The sequence below is a fragment of the Roseiconus nitratireducens genome (genome assembly GCF_008629675.1).
GTDB classification, from domain to species: Bacteria; Planctomycetota; Planctomycetia; order Pirellulales; family Pirellulaceae; genus Stieleria; species Stieleria nitratireducens.
In genome coordinates, this window is record NZ_VWOX01000003.1 from 409251 (window position 1) to 428890 (window position 19640).

A 19640-nucleotide genomic window follows, 5' to 3' on the forward strand; every position below is an offset into this window, starting at 1 on the left:
AAAGTCGCCCAAAAATCTCCGCCTATCCCAACCTGTCCGGACGTGTAAACTACTGTGCGGTTTCGCCATCTTCCCTCCTCCTCAAAAAAAGTCGGAGTCACGGATCGGTCGGCCGGTCGCTCCTCGCGATCTGATGCGTCTGGGGACCTGATGCGTCTGGGGATCGAACGACTCAACCGTTGCGCTCATGGAATCGACTACCCGCTTCGAACCTAACCCCACGGTCACGCACAAAGGGACCGTCCACACCTCCGGTGATTCGGACCTTGTCGGCTGGTACGACCATCTGATCCGAAAACAAAAGGTCAGTTGGACGGGACACCACCACATGCTGCGGCTGCTCGGCCGCGGCGGGCAGGGCGAAGTCTACTTGACCGAATATCGCGGGACCGACGGCTTCACCGTTCCGGTCGCGATGAAGGTGTTTTCGCCCGAGCACTACCAGAGTGCCCGGGCCTATGACGAAGCGATGCGCCGCGTTGCCGCCATTTCGTCGACCGTCGCGCTGATTCAGCACGACAATCTGTTGGCCGTGCAGAACTTTTTCGAACGCAACCGCATTCGCATCATGATGATGGAATGGGTCGATGGATACGACTTGCGTCAACTGACGGCTCCCAAGTGCCTGGATCTGTTGACACGCAACCTGGATTCCCGGCGGGCCCGTTACATCAACGAGGTGATCATCACGAAGGGGCCCGAGCAATCACGTTTCAAAGCGGGGGTTGCCGTGGCAATTGTGCGGGAATGCTTGGCGGCCCTGGCGGCGCTGCACCGCGAGGGCATCGTCCACGGTGACGTCAAACCGGCCAACATCATGCTCAAACGCAGCGGCCACACCAAATTGATCGACATGGGATCGGCGATCGAATACAAGAACCCGCCGCGCGAACGCGAATGCACGCCGCTGTATGCCGCCCCGGAAGTTTTGGAGAACAAAGAGGTGACTCCGCGGAGTGACCTTGCCAGCGTCGGGTATGTCCTGATCGAATTGCTCAGCGGCCGCAACATTTTTGGTGGCCGCGATTCGCTCCGTGATCTGCTGCAAGCCAAACGTGAACTTCCCGGCAAGCTGGAAAGCCTGTTGCCGGAGGACATCAGCCGCAACGAACTGCTGATGAATTTCTTGCGCGGCATGATCGCGCCGGATCCCAACAAACGCTTCGCCAATGCCGAAGCGGCCGAACACGTCGACACCGGTGCCGCGGCGTTTCATCGCCAATTGGTCATGGGAGACATGGCAACCGAGTACGACAACGACATCCGGCTGTGGCTGGAAGAACTCCGACGACTTGAAATTGAAACGTGAATCAACAACACCTGGACACCGCCGTCTCGGCCGCCCGAGCTGGTGCCGCAGAACTTCTTCAGCGATACAACAGTCGAACCGTTAGCGAAAAAGCCCCCAAAGATCTGGTCACCGATGCCGATCTGGCGTCCCAAAAGGCGGTTCGCAAGATTTTGATGGACGCCTTTGACGGCTACGCGTTCGTGGGTGAAGAGCAGGGCGAAACCGATCCGCCCCCGGCCGTCCGTCGCGGCGCCCCCGAGGCGCCTCCCTGCTGGGTCGTCGACCCGTTGGACGGCACGGTCAACTATGTCCACCGATTGCAATCGTTTGCCGTTTCGATCGGCCTGTACCACCGCGGCAAGATGCGGTTGGGGGTCATCCTGGACCCCGTCTCCGACGAACTGTTCACCGCGATCGATGGCCAGGGCGCCCACCTGAACGGCGAACCGATTCACGTCAGCGATTGCGAAGATCTTTCCCAAGCGCTGATCGCTTGCAGCTTTCCCGCGGGCGTCAAAGCGGACTCGCCAGAGGTGCATCGCTTTGCCAACGTGCTGGAACGTTGTCGGTCGCTTCGGCGGTTGGGCTCATGCGCGCTGAACATGTGCTACGTCGCCGCCGGTCGGCTCGATGGCTACTGGGCGACCAACGTGTCGGCTTGGGATTCCGCCGCGGGAACCGTGATCGCCCGGGAAGCCGGTGCGGTGCTGACCGGATACGACGGCTCGGAATTTGATGACTGGCTGCCGAAGTTTTGCGTCTCCGCCTCCACCCCGATCCACCAAACGATGACCCAACTGTTGGCGGAGTCGGCCGATGGAGTTTGACGTCAGCAAACTCTCGGTCCAGGACAGCTATTTGCGGATGGTGCAATTGATCAGCCCACGGCCCATCGCCTGGGTTTCCACGCTTTCGATCGACGGCATTCCCAACCTCGCTCCGTACTCCTTCTTCACCGGCGTCGGGGTGAACCCGCCGACGATCTGTTTTTCACCGGCCAATGACGGCCAGGGACGGCCCAAAGACACGCTGGAAAACATTCGCCAAACCGGTCAGTTCGTCGTCAACATCGTGACCGAACCGGTCGCCCAAGCCATGCACCGCACTTCCGACGAACTTGCCCCGGAGGTCAACGAGTTCGCCTTGGCCGGCGTCGATCCGGCCGCCTCGACTCAAGTCAAACCGCCTCGGGTTCGGTCGGCGGTCGCGGCGATGGAATGCACCCTGCATTCGGCCATCCAACTGGGCGCCGGCCCCGGCGGCGCCAATCTGGTGATCGGCTACGTGGTCCACTTGCACATCGACGACGACTTGGTCGATCAATCATCCATCGAAACGGTCGGTCGCGTGGGACGACGCGAATACACGGTCGTCAAAGACACGTTTCGCCTGGAATGATCTTCTGGCTGAACGGCACCAGCCGATTCAACTTCAGAGAGCTTCCGGCGCGTCAACCGGGGCGGGCACAACCGAAAGGATTTGTTCGGGTGCCATGACCAGAACGTAGTGGTTCCTGCCGTCTTCGATCTGCAACGGGTAATGGATCGTCGGCGCGAAACAGCGACCGTCGCCGGCCAACGGCGCCAGCTGCAACGTCTGCGCTCCGGCCGGCAACTCGGCCCGCAGCACCTGCACTTCCCGTGGCAGCAGCCCCCAACATCGCGTGTCCGCTTTCTCGGTTCCACTCCACGCGCTCGAAGCGGCAAACTCGAACACCGTTGCGGCGCTGCCCTGCAACCCGAGCGCATTGGACGCGGCATGGACGGAGGTTTCTTTCAGCGTCCGGCGGACAACTGCGCGGGCAATCGTCCAGGGCATTTCGGCTTCGACCTGGCGGCAGGCGAGCTGCCCAAGATCGGTCAGCGTTTGCGTCACTCCCAGCGGCTCACTGCCGCTGGAAACGCCGATGACCGCCAGACGGCTGGGCGGCACCTGGACCGCGGGCACTTTGACGCTGGCAATGTTGGGCAACACCAGTTCGTCGTCATCGCCCTGTTCGTGATTCTCGTGGGCTCGCAGCATCATCGACGCAATCTGCATCGAAGCGGTCGTCGTTTCGGCCACCGTCTCAACCAGGCGCGGTCCGTGCCCGACGCAGGCGATGACGTACACCACGCCATGACCGGGTTCACTGTGCGCCCCGTTGGCCGCTCGGGCGATGTCCTGTCCGACCGGGGCAAAGCTAGGTTGAATCGTGCTGACCAATCGAAACGCACGTTCGGCGTCGTCGTAGTTCTGGTGCGTCGCTTCCCTCAACGTGCCTCTCAGATAGTGAGCCAGCGCGATCTGACCGTAGGCTTCTGGATCAATCTGTCGCTCCTGCGCCTGTCGCGCCAATTCACTCTGACGCTGTTGGGCCTGCAAACAATAGGCCTCCGCGTCGGTCTGATCACCGGCCAGGGAACACAGGGCCAACAACGTTCGCAGCATCACTTGCTCATAGCCCGAGAGGTGAAACTCGCGGGCGTTGTCGTCGGTCGCGACCGCGACGGCGTCGCCGACCGAGACGGTTTGGGGCAGGGCATCGAAGTGATCGCGCAGGGTGCGCAACCTGGACTCGGCTGACGTCACGTCACCCCGGGCCAACTCGACAACCGCCAGATCCAACTCGCACTCGGCCCGCGTGGTCCGCGGCCCTTCAGCCAGCTCGCTCAGCATCGACGCCGCGGTATCCAACTGTCCGGTTGCGAACGCGCCCCGCGCTTGATCGACCGTCGCTCCGGTCGCGCGACAGCCCGCCACGCTGATGCACAGCAGGCCGATCCAGACGGCCCGCCCGGCGGCTTGTCGCCACGCTGCGCGTCGACTTTCCCGAAACACGACCAACGCGTTCACCCGTCGGCCTGGTCGAACGGACCGTAGTTCCACCACTTTCCGGCCCGCGATTTGGAATAGCCTTTGCGAATCTTCGCCGACTCTTTCAGAAAGTCGCCGGTGTGCAAATTGACCATCTCCAACGTCAACACGTAGTCACGCTGGCTGGACTTGTTTCGATCCGTTGTCCCACTGGTGATCGTGGCGAACAACAAGTAATCGACGGGAGTTCCCTGACGACCGAGCACCGAGGCAAACACTTGGCGGTTTTCGGGCAGGAACAGAGAATCGGGACGCAACCGGGTTTCCCGCAAGGCCGTCTGCACCATCCGGTGGCTGATGCCGCGAAACTCCCCGTGCTCGTTGATCTGCGAATCGATCCGCTCAAAAAGCTGGTCCTTGAAATCGCCAATTTCTTCGGCACTCTTATTCTCGATCCCCACAAAACACACCGTTGCCGGACCTCCGGCCAAGTGAGCCCCATCGCTTGGCGGATCGATGGACACCACCTCGTGATTCATTTGGAAGCCGACCGGCTGGATGGCCGGCGGACACCGCGACAAAAGTTTTGCCACCGATTCGTCGACCAGAGGATTCCACGTCGCGGCGCCAGCCGCGTGGCTGCCCACCAGGTCTTTGTCGTTGTCTGCCAGCAAATGCCCGTATTGACGTCCCGCACATCCGGCCGTCAAACACAGCGTCAACACGACCAGCGCACTGGTGGCTTCCAGGAAACCCGCCCCGCCGCAATTGATTTTTCGGTGCATCATCTCGCTCGATCGGTCCTTGATCGCTAGGTTCTGCCGAAGTATTGATTCGACGAAAAAGCCGGGGAATTCACGGCCGACGCCCGAGAAAAAACGGGCGGGTGACTTGTCCGCTGGTCCGCAGGTATCAAAATGTGCCCTTCCCAGACCAGATAGATCCGCCCCTGTCGCTCGGTCGGCCGCCGTCCCCGGGCAGCTCACTAGCGGAAATATCGGCAAAGTGACGCGTGATTGTTTACTCCACCGGGCGGAAACCTCCCCCACAGGCTCGGCCAAATGGGCAATTTGCGTTAGCGCCGAATCCAGCCTGTCGCCCGGCCGGCCGTTGCGATCATCCAATCATCGAAGTGTTCCCGTCCGCCACGGTCTCATTCAGCCAATTTCCCCGCATTTCTCTCGCCAAATTTCATTTGCTCTATGAGTGTCGCCTTCGCGCCCCAAGAAATTGTCCGCTTGCCCAACGCGTCCGAGGCGCCCTCGCCGGTTCGGGAGGCCGCCCCCGGAGACCGGGTCTTGAACTCGCCGTTCGCATCGGACGACGATGACGACGACTTGGATGACGACGACGACGATGATGATGACGACGACGACGACGACTTCGACGACCCCGACACGGAGGAAGTCGATGACGGGTTCAATGACGGCCTGGACGACGACGACGATCTGGACGACTTCGACGACATCGACGAGGACGATTTCGACGACGACTTCGATGACGATTTCGAAGAAGAGCTCAGCGACGACTACGAGATCGAGATCGACGACGAAATCAGCGACGAGTTTGGACTGAGTACCGGCAAGGACGAAGAAGACGAGGAAGACGTCGACCTGGAAGACTTCGAAGATTTCGAAAACGTCGACTAGCGCCGAGGACAGCGGCGTCGGCGAAGCTCGCCGGCTTCACTGCCTCCTCGTTCCCGGCCTCCGCCAGCCGTCTCAATCGCACACCGCAGGCCGAGCCTGCAAGACAGCCGGTTCCAAGGCGGGAGCCTTGGAACCAGAGAGCAACAACCTCGTTCCCGGGCTCCGCCCGGGAACGCACTGCCACGCTGGCTCCGCCAGCTGTCTCGTTCTCCCAAGCCAGGAGCCTTGGAACCAGAGAGCCGTCATGCCACCTTCTTTCCGCAGGGCGCTCGCAGGTCAAACAGGCCGAAAATCTCCTCCCGACTCAGCCCGACATTTGGCCGCGCCCCGGCTTCCGCGGATCCCGAAGCGAACAACGCGTCAAACATCTCACGCTTCTGATCCAGCACGTCATTGATCCGCTGTTCGATCGTCCCCAAGGCCATCATCTTGGTCACCGTCACTGCACCGGCCGCGCCCAACCGGTGCGCACGGTTGATCGCCTGGTCCTCGATCGCCGGATTCCACCACCGGTCGAATAGGAACACGTATTCACAGAACTGCAGATTCAACCCCACGCTGCCGGCGCCGTAGCTCATCAGGATCACGTGGCTACTGGGATCATTCTTGAATCGATCGATTACGGTATTTCGTTTCTTTTGCGGAATCTTTCCGTGATACTCCAGCGGACCGTAGGGCTGCAGCGCCTCCTTGATCTTGTCCAGACTCTTGACCCACTGGCTGAACACAATGGCCTTCTTGCCACTGGCGGCAACTTCTTCGATGTCGGCAACCAGCCGCTCCAGCTTGCAACTGCTGCCGGTCACCGGATCAAAGTTGCAAATCTGTTTCAACCGCAGGACCAACTCAAAGACGTGCTGGATGGTCAAGGATTGCTCCAGGTTTTCCAAATGCACCACGCCCTCTTTTTCGGCCGCCTCATACGTCGACCACTGTTCCGGCGTGAGTTGCAATTCCGCATCGCGGTACAACTTCGGTGGCATGTCATCCAGCACCATGTCCTTGGTGCGGCGCAAGATGTAGTCGCCGGCTCGCGATGCAATCTGCGGCATGGGCATACCGGGACGGAGGTAGCCGGGTGACAAAAATTCAAAGATGCCGACCAGGTCATCGGGGCAGTTTTCCACCGGGGTACCGGTCAACGCCCAGGAACGTGTGCGTGGAATGCTGCGAACCACCTGACTGGTGGTGCTGGTGCGATTCTTGATCCGCTGGGCTTCATCCAAAACGACCAGATCAAAGTGCAGGTCACCCTCGGTCAACAAGGCTTCATCTCGCATCAGCAGTTCGTAGTTGGCAACCTTCACGGGCACCTGCGGTGAACGCCAGGCGAATTCGCGTTTTGCCGAACTGCCCTCGATCGCGGTGATCGGTATCTCCGGGGCCCAAACACTGAACTCACGCAGCCAGTTGGTCACCAGCGGCTTCGGACAGACCAGCAGCACGCTTCGTACTTCGCCGCTGCACAGCAACAACCGAATCGTGCTGATCGCTTGCATCGTCTTTCCCAACCCCATCTCGTCGGCCAGGATGCCGGCATAGCGAGGGAACAGGAACGCCATCCCGTCCAACTGGTACGGAAACGGCTCAAAGGGAAAGTTCAGCTGGCCGCTTCCGACCAGCAGGTCCAGCGGCGGCTGCAGCAGGTAGTACAACCGGTCCTGCAGCTTGACGATGTCCGAAGGCGGCTTGATGCGGTTGTGCTTGCGTCCGGACTCTGGCTTGCGTTTCGGCTTTGCGGCCGCTGGGCCCTGGACGGTTGCCGGCGGGATCCACCGGGCGGAATCGGGAAACAGAAATCCGCTGGTCCGTGTGGTCAGCTTGGGCAACCGGATGCCGATCGCCGCCGGATTCATCGCCGGCAACGGCAGCGTGTAGGTTTCCGCGGTCCAAATCGACTCCGCCTGCCAGGAACGGTGCGGATCGATCTGGGCGACCAGATCCTTGGCAACTTGCGGCGTGTCGTTGGCCGGACTCGGCGAGAGCGGATCGGACGAAAACAATCGCAGCTTCGGCGGCAGCTTCATCAGGCGGCTTCCGGGCGTTGTCGGGCGAGTTGCGAATGAGCCTCCTTGATCGCTTCGCGAATCCGCTCGAACGGCTCAACGGCATCCGGCAGATCCCCGTAGTACTCGGCCACCGCCTCGACCTCGCTCAACCGCTCGATCGGGACGAAGAAAGACGCTCCGGCGATTTGCAGGCAATCCGATCCGGAGAGCATGTCACCGGTCATCGGCCCTTCGTCGGCCTCCGCCGCCTCGCGAATCAGGGCCACCGGAGCGGCCGTGTGCGCCTCCACCGCCAACGCTTCCGGTTGGTCACAGCACAGCAGGGTGACCGGCGTGCGACATTTCTGGATCAGCAGTTTTCCGATCACCTCGGCCACCAGATGGGCCCGCAACGTGGGTCCGAACAGGATCTCGTGGGACCGGGTCGGTCGCAGCGGTAAGGTGCATTGAAACTCCAGGGGACGGCCGCCGCGATCCAGGATCAGCAGCCCGCCGGTCCAGCCGGTCCGCTCGTCTTCCACCACCGTGAAATACCCAAGCGTCGCGTCTTTCTTGTCAGGTTTCTCTGCCATTCGTTCCTTAACCAAGTCGCAAAAACCGCGCAATTTCCGGGGTCATCCCACCCGCCGGGACGGCAACCCCGCCGCGTCGACGCCCGTCGTCAAATCGAACGCAAGGCCGCAGCGGTCGCACCGGTTACCCTTCGGCGTTCTGGTCGTGCGGACTTTAGCGGTCGCAGGGCCGGTGGGACGACTTCGCCAAAATGAAGAAAACCGCTTTGAGGCGATTTTTCCTACACCGGCCGGGGAAAATTGCCGACGGCGTTCCGATTAATCGACAAGTTAAAATTCGTCGGGTTATACTCGCGGCTTATTCGCAAGCCTGCGAGCGTCGATCGCGGGCGGCCTACATTCGTTCAGAGTAAAAGGATTCGCTGCCTATGTCCTCCTACGACCAGGAACCGCTCTCGCCCGTGTTTCGGATTGATGTCTCGGCTGAGACGGAAAGCGAGCCTCGTAAATCGAAGGATCAGGTGACGGTGGATCTCTTGCGTCATTTGGTCGCCGGCCAACAACAGCAGAATCAGCTCCTGGAGCAATTGATCCAGCAGCAAGCCGCCGTGCAACAACAGCGTGCCAGCGAATTGCAGCAGTGGAAGGACGCCAACCCGGAACTGGCTCGTGCCTGCCGCGACGCCGCCGAAACGCTCAGCCGCGTCCAGACGCAGTTCCTGGACAACCTGACCGAAGAAATCGCTGACAGCGAAGATTCGCTGGCCGACAGCGAATTCATGCTCAATGAGTTCGTCGACCGCTTCGGCCCCCGGCTGGCCCATCTCAACGGGGTCCTGCAAGTCCTTGCCCAGCTCGGCACCGGCGAACCGGCTCCCTCCAACTGATCAGGCTTTCGCAGCCCAGCCGGGCAACGCCGGCGTTGATACGCCGGTATCCAAGATCCGGACGCGACCGTCGCCAAACGGTCGCTCGTCCGCAGTCTTCACTCTCCGGCAAGCATCACGACTGCAAATCGACGTCGGTGTTTCATTTCAGAGTTTGCCGGAAAAATGCGTCGGCAGTTTCGATCATCTGATCGAACCAGACCTGCTTCCCCAGGAATGCGTGCGGTGCGTCCTGGATGATGGACAGATCGGTCCGAACCCCCAGTTCCTTCATCCGTTGCCGAAACGCGTCCGCATGTGTGCTGGGGTCGTCGGTCTCTCCGGCGATGAACCAGCAAGGGGCATCTTCGCGATCCAGATGATGCAGCGGCGATGCGAGACGATACGTGTCCGCTCGCTGCTCCTGAGAGCCCCCCAAGAACTGTCGCCAGATCCTGCCGCGGTCATCCAACGATGAAACCTCGCGGGTGCGGTCCGAAAGTAGATCCGTCTGGGCCCCCATCGGCACCGCGGCTTGAATCGCGCTGCTAAACGATGGATTTCCCCCGTCGCCTTCCAGCTCACGAACGCCGGCGGACGTGGCAAGCAGCGCGGTGAGATGCCCTCCGGCGGAAAGCCCGATGGCACCCATCTTTTCCGCATCGATCCCATACTCCTTCGCGTGGGCACGCAGGAACCGGACCGCCGCTTTGCAATCGTGAATGGCGGCCGGGAAGGGCGCTTCGCCGCTCAATCGATACGAAATCGTTGCCGCAACATAACCGCGCGACGCCAATCCCTGCGCGACCTTTTCGTGACTGGCGCGTTTACCATTCGCCCAGCCTCCACCGTGAATGCAGACGACGGCCGGCAGCGATCCCCACGCTTGCTTCGGACGGTAAACGTCCATCTGCAGCTCTCGATCGCCATACCGGGCGTAGGTCACCCCGAGCTTGGCATCCAACCCGGCCAACGTCTCTTGGGGAATCGCCGTGCGACCGTCTTCGCGGCGCGGTGCCGGAGCCTGGCCTGCCGGACGAGCATCCAACCGCATTTCTTCCTGGAGCAGGATCGCCATGCCCCGCAGCTTTCGCGTGATGTCCCGGTTCCGCACCAGCTGTGTTTCGCCCGGATCGGTTGCCAGGTCATACAACTCCAAACTCGGGTTCAGATACAGTTTCCAGTTCTTCCACCGCACCGCCGCCAACGCCCCCTGGCTGCCGTGGTAAAAGAACGCATCGTTGTACTCGTTCCGGTTGATGATCGGCGCCCACTCGCCGGGCGGATCCCAGCGACGACGCAGCGGCACCGAGGCGTTTAGCGACCTGTTCGCTCCCGGCGGGGGCACGACCCGAGATTCGCCCTTCAGCAACGGAGTGATGTCGCGGCCGTCGATCACGCGTCCTTCCGGGACTTGGATGCCCGCAATCGTTGCCAGCGTCGGATACCAGTCCATCGCGCGCACCACGGCCGATGATTCGACATTGCGCTGCAATCCCAATTCCGGCCCCCAGGCAATGGCGGGAACACGAATGCCGCCCTCGTAGGTCGACAGCTTGCGTCCCCGAATCTTTTGCTCCGGCGTGCGTCCGGGACCTCGACCGTTGTCCGACGCATAGACGACCAGAGTCCGCTCGGCGATGCCAAGTTCTTGTAGCGAATCGAGCAGACGCCCCACATGGAAATCCAACTCCTGAATCGCGTCGCCATACTCGCCCCAATTTGAGCTGCCTTTGAAGGCTTCGCTGACGCCAAGCGGATTGTGGAGCATCGTGTGCGGCAGATACAGAAAGAACGGCCCGTCCCGGTGTTGCTTGATGAATGAGATAGCTTCATCGGTGTACAGTCGCGTGAGTTCCGCGGGGTCCGCCGGGCGTTTGACGACCTCGCCGTTTCGCAGCAGGGGCACGCCACCTTCGTCTTCAAAGTAGACGACTTCGACCGGATCCAGGTTGTGCAACAACCCGAAGTAGTGATCGAACCCCTGATTGCGCGGCAGAAACGGTTCTTGAAATCCGAGATGCCATTTGCCGATGCAGGCAGTCGCGTAGCCGCCCGTTTTCAGCAGTTCGGGCAACGTCAATTCGTCCGGATGAATGCCCGATTGAGAATCCGCGCGATGCACCCAGATCGCATTGCCGACCCGGCGTGGGTAACAACCGGTCAGCAAACCCGCGCGCGAAGGACTGCAGATGGGCGCCGCCGCGTAGTAGTCGGTCAGCCGGATCCCTTCAGCCGCCATCGCATCAATCCGCGGCGTCTGGACTTCGGTCGCCCCGTAGCAACCGAGATCGTAATACCCTTGATCGTCAACAAAGATAAAGACAATGTTGGGCGGCGGTTCGGCACCCGCGTCCCTCGTGGCCGAGGCAAGACATAGGAACGTGGCGACACAACGCATCCACGTGGTTGGCCACTTTGGAACCCGGCATCGTGTGATCGTCAATGTTTGATCCTCATGTTTGGATGGACGTTGGGTTTGCCGAAAAACCTCTCCGGCCGCTTCACATTCGCTGGACAGCGCCACTTTGAATCAAAAACACCGTGATTTGCAGTGCAATGAGCGGCAAGGCGCTAGCCGCCGGTTGATGCGAAAAGACCCGCGGCTAGCGCGACGCGGCTCACACCAGTTAGGCCCTGTCTGAAAACTCGCAAAAACCCCGTCGCTGCCGTCGCGATCGCGGCGGCAAGCCACGCTCTGGCGAGCGTAGCGACTCGTTTTCATCACCCTCCCTCATCTGCTGACTCGAAAAACTGTACGACGTTGTCGTTTATTGCTTTCGCGTCGCCTCTCGCTTGCCGTCGCCAATCTCCCAACCCCAGCCCTTCGGTACGATCCCTCCGCCCTTGTAATCGGCGCTGGGTTTGAGGGGAGGCAGCGTGGCGACAAACGCGTCATAGTGTTCTCGCATGTTGGCAACGACGTTGGGTCGACTTGCCGCCAGGTCCTTCGTCTCCTGAGGATCTTCCTGCAAGTTGAAGAGCTGCCAGCCATCCGGGCCCTTGATCAGCCGCCAATCTTTCCAACGGACCGCGTACAGGTTTCGCCGTGGCGCGTCGGTCGGATCGGCGTTGTGCCAATAAATGTATTCGTGCACGTCTCCCTGCTTGTCTCCCTTCAGGTAGGGCAACAGATTCCTGCCATCACAACGTTCGGGCAGCTCCTTTCCGGCGGCGGCCGCGGCCGTGGCGTAGAAGTCAATGGTCGCCATCAATCCTTCAAACGTTTGCCCCGCGGGGATGGTTCCGGGCCAGGAGACAATGGTCGGAGTGTGCACCCAGCCTTCCATTTGAGTGTAAGGTCCCTTGCCGCCGCGATACGGCGCCGATGACCCGCCGTGCTGAATGTTGGCCCCGTTGTCCCCGTTGAACATGATCAGCGTGTCGTCTTGCAGATCATGTTTTTGCAGCACCTGCTGCAGTTTGCCGACGGCGTCATCCACCGCGACCACGGCGCCCTCGTAGGCTGTTCCTCCGCCGCCAGGAACACGATCGCGATAGCGCTGCGGAGTGTTTTTGACATTGGAATGAACGGCAAGGGGCGAGAAATACAGGAAGAACGGCTTCTTCGCGTTGCGTTCAACGAACTCGACCATGTAGTCGCCGTCCAAATCGGTCAGATAGACCGAACTGCCATCTTCACGTCGACGAATGTATTGATCCCCCGGTGCGTTGCGTGCCACCTCCATGAACCCACGTTGATGGGGCCCCTGGCCGACCGACCCGATGTCCCACTTGCCGATCTGCCCCGTCACGTACCCGGCGTCTCTCAAGAACTCCGCCATCGTCGGATGATCGTCGGGAATCGGCAGACCGCGGGCCATGCCGGATTTCCCGAACCGCTGGGCGTACATCCCCGTCATCAGGCTACAGCGGCTGGGTGAGCAGGGCGGATTGGTGATGTAGGACATCGTGCAACGAACTCCCTGCCTGGCCAGCGCGTCGATGTTCGGCGTGGGAATCCGCTGGTTGCCAAAACAACCCAGATCACCAAACCCCAAATCGTCAATGAACAGGATGACCACATTGGGCTTCTCAGATGCCTCCTGAGCCTGGCAGGCGGCACCGCACAAGCCCCAAACCATCGCGCCAAAGGCAAGCGTGCGTGCGAACTTTCGTATTTCGGGGACGTGCATTTCAGGCCCGCGCCTCTGTGAGTGATAAATGAAGCATGCGATCAGCTCCGGTCCGAGAAAGCCGCTCGATTCGACGCGTCGATCTTGACGGCATAGAATGCCAATTCCTCTTCCACACCACCGGAGCCGACCGATGAAAAACGCTGCGAGCCTCATTCTAACTGCTTTTCTACTCTGTCTGTCGGGATCGGCCTTTGCCCAAGACACCCCGCTTTCCGATCCATTCGCAGGACGATCGGCTGCCGGCGAAAGTGCGAACGCTCGGGCTCCCGGCAATGCCAGGAACAAAGCGACTTTGAAGACGACTGCCGGCCTTGCTCACGAATCTTCGGAAGCGACCCGCCGAATTCGGGCTGCGCTCGATGACAAGACGTCCCAAAGCTTCATCCAGACACCGTTGGTTGACGCCATCCAACTTCTTTCCACCACTCACGACATCCCAATCGTTGTCGATACGGTTGCTTTGGAAGAAAGCGGAATCTCGCTCTCGACACCAATCATCCTGGACCTCAAAAACGTCTCGCTTCGATCGTTCCTGCGGATCATGTTGCGAAGAGCGGGGTTGAGCTACGTGATCAAAAATGAAGTGTTGCAAATCACCACCGCCGAAGAAGCCGACAAGTACCGCGTGGTGGAGATGTACCCGTTTCCGGAAGCATTGACAGAGAAAAGCAGTGAGGTGATCAAAGCATTGACATCATCCGTTGAGCCCAACATCTGGGCGGTCAACGGCGGTGACAGTTCCGCGACGGCTGTGGAGAACGTTCTGGTGGTCAGCGCTTCCGAATCAACTCACGAGCACGTAGCCGACTTTCTTGAAAAGCTGCAGCGTGCTTTCGAACAGCGATGATCTGCGTTTCAGGTCATTCCCATCCCCGCGGAGCGGATTGGGAGCTTGGACCAATGTCATCCCCGCCCCTCTTGCCTGACTTGCCTGACTAAGCGAGGGTCGACGACCGCATCCACAGTCTTGACGCTCCTGAAGACGCGAGCGTCAATTTCCGTTGAATCCATGCTGGGTCGCGAAATGCCTGAGTTGCCCGATGTGGAAGTCATGCGTCGCCACGTCAGCCCGAGGTCCTTGAGACAGAAAATCCGGCGGACTTCACATGACGACCCTGACGTTTTCGCAAAGGATTCCGCCCAAACCGGTTTTCCCCCATACCTCTGCGAAGCGGCTGCATCATGCAACGTTTCGAGCCACGCGACCCGTCGCCGCGCAGTATCTCCACCCCTCATCGACGCCCCGGCGGCGATGTTGACAATCAATCGAGAGGTCTTGGTTACACGGGTGTCTTTCCACCGGTGCACCCGAAAACTTCGGCGGTCACGTAGCTTGCTTCCGGGCTGGCCAACCACACATACAACGGTGCCAACTCTGCCGGCTGGGCCGGCCTCCCGAATAGAGACCCCGATCCGAAGTGCTCGAACTTTTCTTTTGGCATCGATCCGGGAATGAAGGGGGTCCAAACCGGACCCGGGGCAACCGCGTTGACGCGGACTCCCTGCTCCATCGCGAGCTTGGCCATCGCCTTGGTCATTCCGATCAACGCGGACTTGGTCGTGGAGTAGGGAAGCAAATAAGGCGACGGATCGTAACCCTGAATGGACACCGTGTTGATGATGCTTCCGCCGGGAGGAAGATGCTTCATCGCCGCACGGGACAGCCAAAACGGGGCGTACACGTTCGTTTTAAAGATCCGGTCAAAGATCTCGGTGGAAAAGGCTTCAATCGAATCGTCGACGGCTTGGAATGCGGCGTTATTGACTAGCAACTCAAGCGAGCCAAGCGTATCGACCGAATGTCGGATCAAATGGTCGCAGAAAGATTCGTCGCGCAGATCGCCGCCGACCGTGATCGCCTTCCGACCAGCCGACTCAACCAACAACTTGGTTTCCTGGGCATCGCTCTCTTCGCTAAGATAGTTGATGACAACATTTGCCCCTTCGCGAGCGTAACTCAGGGCAACGGCGCGACCGATCCCGCTATCCGCGCCGGTCACCAAAGCGTTCAGCCCCTGCAACTTGCCAGAGCCTTGATAGGTCTCTTCACCGTGGTCTGGCGTCGGGTCCATCTGCGAGCTCAATCCGGGCATGGATAGCTTTTGCTGATCAAAAAACGGCGGTTTGGGATAGGCATCCCGCGGATCAAACAGTTGGACGTCGGGAAAAGCTTTTGCATCTTGAATGGTGTCCATTGATTCGTTTCCTACGGGAAGGCTCGTGACGAAAGGCCCGGTGTGGCATGCACCATGTTTGGTGCAATATCTTCTTGACGTAGAACGGATTCGGCACGCAACTATCGCGCCAACAACTCGGGGCCCGAAAGCTCGCCCCTCGCGTCCATCAGAGCCCACGTCACCCTCGGCCGATGCACCGGGAACGGCTTTCCCGACGCGGAACATCCTTTGCAGATCGTTATTGGCGTCGACCGTGTGAACCGTTGACAATCGCAATCAGCGATTCGACTCTTTCCAAGCCCCTTCTAGTGGAGCCTCGCAATGCAAGCGATACAAACCGGCGATCTGAAAACCCTGATGTCCGCCGAAGAAAACCTGATGTTGGTCAACACCCTTGATCAAGAGCACTTTGACAAGACCCGCATTCCTGGCGCGATCAACATTCCACAATCCCAAGATCAATTCGCCGAAAAGGTCGAAGCGGCAACGGGCGACAAGTCGCGTCCGGTGGTCGTTTACTGCGCAAGCGCTGACTGCAACTCATCCACCAAGGCCGCTAAAAAGCTAGACGCCGCAGGCTTCTCGCAAGTGTTGGATTACGAAGTTGGTGCGAAGGGCTGGAAAGATTCTGGCGAGTCGCTCGGGAATTAACAGCATTTCAGACCACGGCGACGGCAGCGACGCGGGTTTGCGATGTTTTAATAGGGACTTGTTGAGTAAAGCAATCGAATCGAGCCTCACGCAATAGCGGGCAGTCCGTAGCCGCTATCAAAGCTTGATGGCGCGTGTCGCGATGAACGTGTCCAAAAACTCTGACAGCGGATCCGTATCCGTTTTTGCGTAACGGTCTTCGTACAGCCCCGTCAAAAAGAACCCGGCAGCCAACTGGCCTCCGATCTGATCCTGCAGCGTGTGGCCGAACTCCAGCGGCTGTCCATCGGCGATTGCTTTCTGGATGTGTTCGGCATCCAAATGATCCAAGTCGGAATACGGTAAGCGGTATAGGACCTCCAAATTCCCATTCTCTTTCCGCTCGTCGTCAAACAGATACCGGATCGGATTGGTGAACCCGGACATCAAAACGCCCGCGCTTCGCAGCACTCGAAAACATTCTCTCCAGACCGGCAGGACAGAGGGCACGAAGGTGTTGGAGCAGGGATGAAAGATCAAGTCGAAAGATTCGTCTTCGAAGATCGACAGGTCAGCCATGTCGCCCTGAACAATCCGCATCTCCAACCGCTCGCGCTCGGCGACCGCTCGGTCCTGGTCCAATTGCCGCGGTGAATTGTCCAAGACGGTCACGTCGGCACCGGCGGCGGAAAGAAGGGGTGCCTGCTGACCGCCTGCTGAGGCCAAACAGAGCGTTTTCGTGCCCTCCAATGGTGGAAACCATTTCTTAGGTACCGGGATCGTTGGCGTCAAAACGATCTCAAAATCACCACCGCGTGCACGGCGGACCGTTTCCCGATCCACCGCCTGGGTCCAGCGATTTCCCCTGTCGACTTGTTGATTCCATGCTTCTCGGTTGTGCGAAAGAATGTCGGCGTCTTTCATCGATGCTCCCGGATCGAGTTCGCATTGGCTCCAGGTATCATTGGCTCCACGTACATTGGCAAACCGAACTGATGTTCCACAGTATTCTCGTAGCGAGTAACTTAGGGTTCGGCTGGGATCGTTCACATACCGAAGGGATTGAAAATGAGAAACGCGTTGTTCGCCGTCATCTTCACGGCAATTGTGGTTGGTGGCTTCCTGTTGACCGGTGTTCAGGCTGAAGCCCCGATCGAGGCCGAATCCCAGATTGTGACCATTGTTTACAAGGTGAGCGACCTGCCTGTCTTCACTGGGTCAAAGCAGTATTCACCAAAAATGCTGATGTCGCTGATCCAATTGTCGGTTTCTCCCCGAGACTGGGAACGTGAAGGCGGCCGTTCGATGATGGCCCCGTATCCACAGAACGTCTCGCTGATCATCTCAACGACGCAGGAAAACCATCGAAAGATTGCTGCCCTGCTGGAAAGCTTTCGGGACTAGCTGTAGCTGGACAGCGGCACGTTCGGTGAGCCGCGCGGCGCTAGCCGCGGGTTTTCTCGCCTCGACCGGCGGCGAGCGCCTTGCCGCTCATTGCACTGCAAATCACCGTGTTTTCGATTGAAAGTGTCGCGGTCCAGCCAGGCTGGACTCTCTCGATCCCCAGTTGGTGGGCCGCATCGACAACTGCATCACGACCGATCATCGTATTGCAGTATTTCTTCGCCGGTTGATTCGGCCGTTGTAGCTTCTGGCGAATTCATTCGGCTGGTTTTCTCACGCCGTCCCGGCTTCGGCATCTCTCGCATCCGCGGCGCGCACTCTCAGCCCCCGTCGAGGCATGGACCTCCGACGACCTCTCCAGCATGCCCATGCTCTAGCGTGCCTCGCGCCCTCCAAGTGCAATCTGTCAAGTTGCCGCAAAACCGCTTGACTCCGTACCATGGTACGGAGCCGATAATAGCGCAACGACGGAGTAACACCCATGTCCAACACGACCCACCATCAAACACCGGTCACCGTTTCCGTACGAACCAACATGCGCTGCCAATCCTGCCTGTCGAAGGTGGCAACAGTCTTGGACGGTTCACCCGAGGTTCTTGACTGGTCGGCCGATCTCGCTGATCCGAAGAAGACCTTGACGGCCCAGATCCTGTCGGAACAACCTGACGACACCCTGCAACGGCTTGTCGAAGAGGCCGGTTTCGTTGCGGAGCCGCTCGACAAGAACTCGCCGGCGGCAGCATCGCCGCCATTGACACAACTCGAGGCACCCTCCAAGGAAGAACCCAAGCCGCGTTTCAGCCTGGCAACGTACAAACCGCTCCTGATCGTGATCGGCTACGTCGTCGGTTTCTCGCTGCTGATGTGCTGGGCAAGCGGCACTTGGACCGTTGGGGCACTGATGCGGTACTTCATGGGAGGCTTCTTTCTCGGATTCGCCTTTTTCAAACTGCTCGACATTCGTGCCTTTGCCGACGCGTTCTCGACGTATGACGTCGTGGCCAAGCGTTTTCGAATCTATGCACTCGGCTACCCGTTCATCGAGTTCGCCTTGGGGACGGCTTTCGTGCTGGGCATTCAGCCCGTGCTTGTCAATTGCGTCACGGCGGTCGTGATGGCCGTCGGCTTGGTGGGAGTCATTGCCGCTGTCCGGAAAAAGCAGGCCATCCAGTGTGCCTGCTTGGGAACAGTTTTCAACCTGCCGATGTCTTCCGTCACGATCGTGGAGAACGGCACGATGATTGCCATGGCGATCACAGCGCTTGCCATGGGAGGTTAGAATCACCCAAATCTTGGAAACAACCTAAAGGTGAATTTGATGAACAGAGCGTTGGTAGTCATCGACGTGCAGCGCGAGTATTTTGACGGCGCGTTCCCGATCCGGCACCCGGCCGGACACCTCGAGACGATTCTGGAGGTGATGGATGCCGCGAACAAAGTCAAGATGCCGACTGCAGTCATCCGCCATCACCAACCCGATCCGGAATCGCCTGTCTTCCGCAAAGGAAGCGAAATGTGGCAACTTCACGAAGAAGTCGAATCCAGGCCGCGTGACGTCCTGATCGACAAGCAATTGCCCGGGTCATTTACCAACACTTCTCTCGACAGTTTCTTGCAGGACAAGAACGTCGATACCGTTTGCATCGCCGGATACATGACACAGATTTGTTGCGATACCACGGCCCGCCAGGCATTCCACCGGGGATACAAGGTCGAATTCCTGCGGGACGCCACCGGGACGCTGGATGTCCAAAACGAAGCCGGCTCCGTGACCGCCGAACAGCTTCACGAATCGATTCTGGTCTCGCAACAGATGTTCATCAGCGAAGTGATCGATAAACAGAAATGGCTTCAGCGACTCGCGGACGAGCCATCGCCCCTTTGAAGTAGCCCCGCTCGCCAGCGCGTGGATCAAGCCAGCTGGCCATCGCAGCGGGTTTTCAGACAGAGCCTGGCTGGACAGCGCCACTTTGGGTGAGCCGCGTGACACTAGCCGCGGGTTTTCTCGCCTCAACCGGCGGCTAACGCCTTGCCGCTCATTGCGCTGCAAATCACGGTACTTTTGATTGAAAGTGGCGCTGAGCCATCGACGCTTTGAAGTAGCCACGCTCGCCAGAGCGGGGATCCAGAGCGTCCAAGTCGCAGCATTGCCACCCTCTGGCGACGG

The 19640-nt window shown here is 59.6% G+C and carries 18 protein-coding genes; 10 read left to right on the forward strand and 8 right to left on the reverse strand.

Annotated features, from left to right (window positions below):
* The first annotated feature begins 187 nt into the window (after positions 1 to 187).
* Genes FYK55_RS06920 through FYK55_RS06930 form a run of 3 tightly spaced genes read left to right on the forward strand, consistent with a single transcriptional unit; the run spans position 188 to position 2689 of the window.
* On the forward strand, positions 188 to 1309 hold the full coding sequence (locus FYK55_RS06920; protein WP_150075646.1) for a serine/threonine-protein kinase: 1122 nt from the start codon (positions 188 to 190) through the stop codon (positions 1307 to 1309).
* On the forward strand, positions 1306 to 2118 hold the full coding sequence (locus tag FYK55_RS06925) for an inositol monophosphatase family protein (protein WP_150075647.1): 813 nt from the start codon (positions 1306 to 1308) through the stop codon (positions 2116 to 2118). The genes FYK55_RS06920 and FYK55_RS06925 overlap by 4 nt, the downstream gene beginning before the upstream one ends.
* Entirely contained in the window at positions 2108 to 2689 is a 582-nt protein-coding gene (locus tag FYK55_RS06930) for a flavin reductase family protein (RefSeq protein ID WP_150075648.1), read from the forward strand. The genes FYK55_RS06925 and FYK55_RS06930 overlap by 11 nt, the downstream gene beginning before the upstream one ends.
* A gap of 33 nt (positions 2690 to 2722) precedes the next feature.
* Here the strand turns inward: FYK55_RS06930 and FYK55_RS06935 are convergent, their stop codons facing one another.
* Positions 2723 to 4126, reverse strand: a complete 1404-nt coding sequence (locus tag FYK55_RS06935) for a hypothetical protein (RefSeq protein ID WP_235908483.1) — start codon at positions 4124 to 4126, stop codon at positions 2723 to 2725.
* The gene (locus FYK55_RS06940; RefSeq protein WP_150075649.1) at positions 4123 to 4875 is read right to left on the reverse strand and encodes a penicillin-binding protein activator LpoB; all 753 of its coding nucleotides are present in this window, start codon (positions 4873 to 4875) and stop codon (positions 4123 to 4125) included. Before FYK55_RS06940 ends, FYK55_RS06935 begins: the two co-directional genes overlap by 4 nt.
* 414 nt (positions 4876 to 5289) lie before the next feature.
* Here FYK55_RS06940 and FYK55_RS06945 point away from each other — a divergent pair, with 414 nt between their 5' ends.
* Positions 5290 to 5736: a hypothetical protein gene (locus tag FYK55_RS06945; protein ID WP_235908484.1), complete on the forward strand. Its 447-nt coding sequence runs from the start codon at positions 5290 to 5292 to the stop codon at positions 5734 to 5736.
* A gap of 242 nt (positions 5737 to 5978) precedes the next feature.
* On the opposite strand, the gene FYK55_RS06950 is transcribed toward FYK55_RS06945, so the two are convergent.
* Both FYK55_RS06950 and FYK55_RS06955 read right to left on the reverse strand, forming a co-directional pair.
* A complete protein-coding gene (locus FYK55_RS06950) occupies positions 5979 to 7763 on the reverse strand; it encodes a DEAD/DEAH box helicase (RefSeq protein WP_150075650.1) in 1785 nt (594 codons plus the stop codon).
* Complete coding sequence (locus tag FYK55_RS06955) at positions 7763 to 8317, reverse strand: hypothetical protein (protein WP_150075651.1); 555 nt, start codon at positions 8315 to 8317, stop codon at positions 7763 to 7765. The genes FYK55_RS06950 and FYK55_RS06955 overlap by 1 nt, the downstream gene beginning before the upstream one ends.
* 368 nt (positions 8318 to 8685) lie before the next feature.
* Here FYK55_RS06955 and FYK55_RS06960 point away from each other — a divergent pair, with 368 nt between their 5' ends.
* Positions 8686 to 9144 (forward strand): hypothetical protein, encoded by a 459-nt coding sequence (locus FYK55_RS06960; protein WP_150075652.1) that lies wholly within the window; start codon positions 8686 to 8688, stop codon positions 9142 to 9144.
* Between the two features lie 142 nt (positions 9145 to 9286).
* Here FYK55_RS06960 and FYK55_RS06965 read toward each other — a convergent pair whose 3' ends face one another.
* The gene (locus tag FYK55_RS06965; protein WP_150075864.1) at positions 9287 to 11524 is read right to left on the reverse strand and encodes a sulfatase-like hydrolase/transferase; all 2238 of its coding nucleotides are present in this window, start codon (positions 11522 to 11524) and stop codon (positions 9287 to 9289) included.
* Between the two features lie 370 nt (positions 11525 to 11894).
* Entirely contained in the window at positions 11895 to 13259 is a 1365-nt protein-coding gene (locus tag FYK55_RS06970; RefSeq protein ID WP_161604349.1) for a sulfatase family protein, read from the reverse strand.
* 295 nt (positions 13260 to 13554) lie between these two features.
* Between FYK55_RS06970 and FYK55_RS06975 the strand changes: the two genes are divergently transcribed.
* The gene (locus tag FYK55_RS06975) at positions 13555 to 14109 is read left to right on the forward strand and encodes a hypothetical protein (protein ID WP_161604350.1); all 555 of its coding nucleotides are present in this window, start codon (positions 13555 to 13557) and stop codon (positions 14107 to 14109) included.
* A 433-nt stretch (positions 14110 to 14542) separates the two neighbouring features.
* Here the strand turns inward: FYK55_RS06975 and FYK55_RS06980 are convergent, their stop codons facing one another.
* On the reverse strand, positions 14543 to 15457 hold the full coding sequence (locus FYK55_RS06980; RefSeq protein ID WP_150075655.1) for an SDR family oxidoreductase: 915 nt from the start codon (positions 15455 to 15457) through the stop codon (positions 14543 to 14545).
* A 303-nt stretch (positions 15458 to 15760) separates the two neighbouring features.
* Here FYK55_RS06980 and FYK55_RS06985 point away from each other — a divergent pair, with 303 nt between their 5' ends.
* Positions 15761 to 16090, forward strand: coding sequence for a rhodanese-like domain-containing protein (locus FYK55_RS06985; RefSeq protein ID WP_150075656.1), 330 nt, complete (start codon positions 15761 to 15763; stop codon positions 16088 to 16090).
* 117 nt (positions 16091 to 16207) lie between these two features.
* Here FYK55_RS06985 and FYK55_RS06990 read toward each other — a convergent pair whose 3' ends face one another.
* Positions 16208 to 16993 (reverse strand): class I SAM-dependent methyltransferase, encoded by a 786-nt coding sequence (locus FYK55_RS06990; RefSeq protein WP_150075657.1) that lies wholly within the window; start codon positions 16991 to 16993, stop codon positions 16208 to 16210.
* A 144-nt stretch (positions 16994 to 17137) separates the two neighbouring features.
* On the opposite strand from FYK55_RS06990, the gene FYK55_RS06995 reads away from it, so the two are divergent.
* From FYK55_RS06995 to FYK55_RS07005, 3 genes are all read left to right on the forward strand, one after another.
* Complete coding sequence (locus tag FYK55_RS06995) at positions 17138 to 17473, forward strand: hypothetical protein (RefSeq protein ID WP_150075658.1); 336 nt, start codon at positions 17138 to 17140, stop codon at positions 17471 to 17473.
* 481 nt (positions 17474 to 17954) lie between these two features.
* On the forward strand, positions 17955 to 18752 hold the full coding sequence (locus tag FYK55_RS07000) for a heavy-metal-associated domain-containing protein (RefSeq protein ID WP_150075659.1): 798 nt from the start codon (positions 17955 to 17957) through the stop codon (positions 18750 to 18752).
* A 39-nt stretch (positions 18753 to 18791) separates the two neighbouring features.
* Positions 18792 to 19358 (forward strand): cysteine hydrolase family protein, encoded by a 567-nt coding sequence (locus tag FYK55_RS07005; protein WP_150075660.1) that lies wholly within the window; start codon positions 18792 to 18794, stop codon positions 19356 to 19358.
* Positions 19359 to 19640 lie beyond the last annotated feature (282 nt).

What these genes read in the sequence shown, in the direction of transcription:
- FYK55_RS06920 (WP_150075646.1), top strand. Translation starts at nt 188, where the DNA reads ATGGAATCGACTACCCGCTTCGAACCTAACCCCACGGTCACGCACAAA.
- FYK55_RS06930 (WP_150075648.1), top strand. Translation starts at nt 2,108, where the DNA reads ATGGAGTTTGACGTCAGCAAACTCTCGGTCCAGGACAGCTATTTGCGG.
- FYK55_RS06940 (WP_150075649.1), bottom strand. Translation starts at nt 4,875, where the DNA reads ATGATGCACCGAAAAATCAATTGCGGCGGGGCGGGTTTCCTGGAAGCC.
- FYK55_RS06945 (WP_235908484.1), top strand. Translation starts at nt 5,290, where the DNA reads ATGAGTGTCGCCTTCGCGCCCCAAGAAATTGTCCGCTTGCCCAACGCG.
- FYK55_RS06950 (WP_150075650.1), bottom strand. Translation starts at nt 7,763, where the DNA reads ATGAAGCTGCCGCCGAAGCTGCGATTGTTTTCGTCCGATCCGCTCTCG.
- FYK55_RS06955 (WP_150075651.1), bottom strand. Translation starts at nt 8,317, where the DNA reads ATGGCAGAGAAACCTGACAAGAAAGACGCGACGCTTGGGTATTTCACG.
- FYK55_RS06960 (WP_150075652.1), top strand. Translation starts at nt 8,686, where the DNA reads ATGTCCTCCTACGACCAGGAACCGCTCTCGCCCGTGTTTCGGATTGAT.
- FYK55_RS06965 (WP_150075864.1), bottom strand. Translation starts at nt 11,524, where the DNA reads ATGCGTTGTGTCGCCACGTTCCTATGTCTTGCCTCGGCCACGAGGGAC.
- FYK55_RS06970 (WP_161604349.1), bottom strand. Translation starts at nt 13,259, where the DNA reads ATGCACGTCCCCGAAATACGAAAGTTCGCACGCACGCTTGCCTTTGGC.
- FYK55_RS06980 (WP_150075655.1), bottom strand. Translation starts at nt 15,457, where the DNA reads ATGGACACCATTCAAGATGCAAAAGCTTTTCCCGACGTCCAACTGTTT.
- FYK55_RS06985 (WP_150075656.1), top strand. Translation starts at nt 15,761, where the DNA reads ATGCAAGCGATACAAACCGGCGATCTGAAAACCCTGATGTCCGCCGAA.
- FYK55_RS06990 (WP_150075657.1), bottom strand. Translation starts at nt 16,993, where the DNA reads ATGAAAGACGCCGACATTCTTTCGCACAACCGAGAAGCATGGAATCAA.
- FYK55_RS06995 (WP_150075658.1), top strand. Translation starts at nt 17,138, where the DNA reads ATGAGAAACGCGTTGTTCGCCGTCATCTTCACGGCAATTGTGGTTGGT.
- FYK55_RS07000 (WP_150075659.1), top strand. Translation starts at nt 17,955, where the DNA reads ATGTCCAACACGACCCACCATCAAACACCGGTCACCGTTTCCGTACGA.
- FYK55_RS07005 (WP_150075660.1), top strand. Translation starts at nt 18,792, where the DNA reads ATGAACAGAGCGTTGGTAGTCATCGACGTGCAGCGCGAGTATTTTGAC.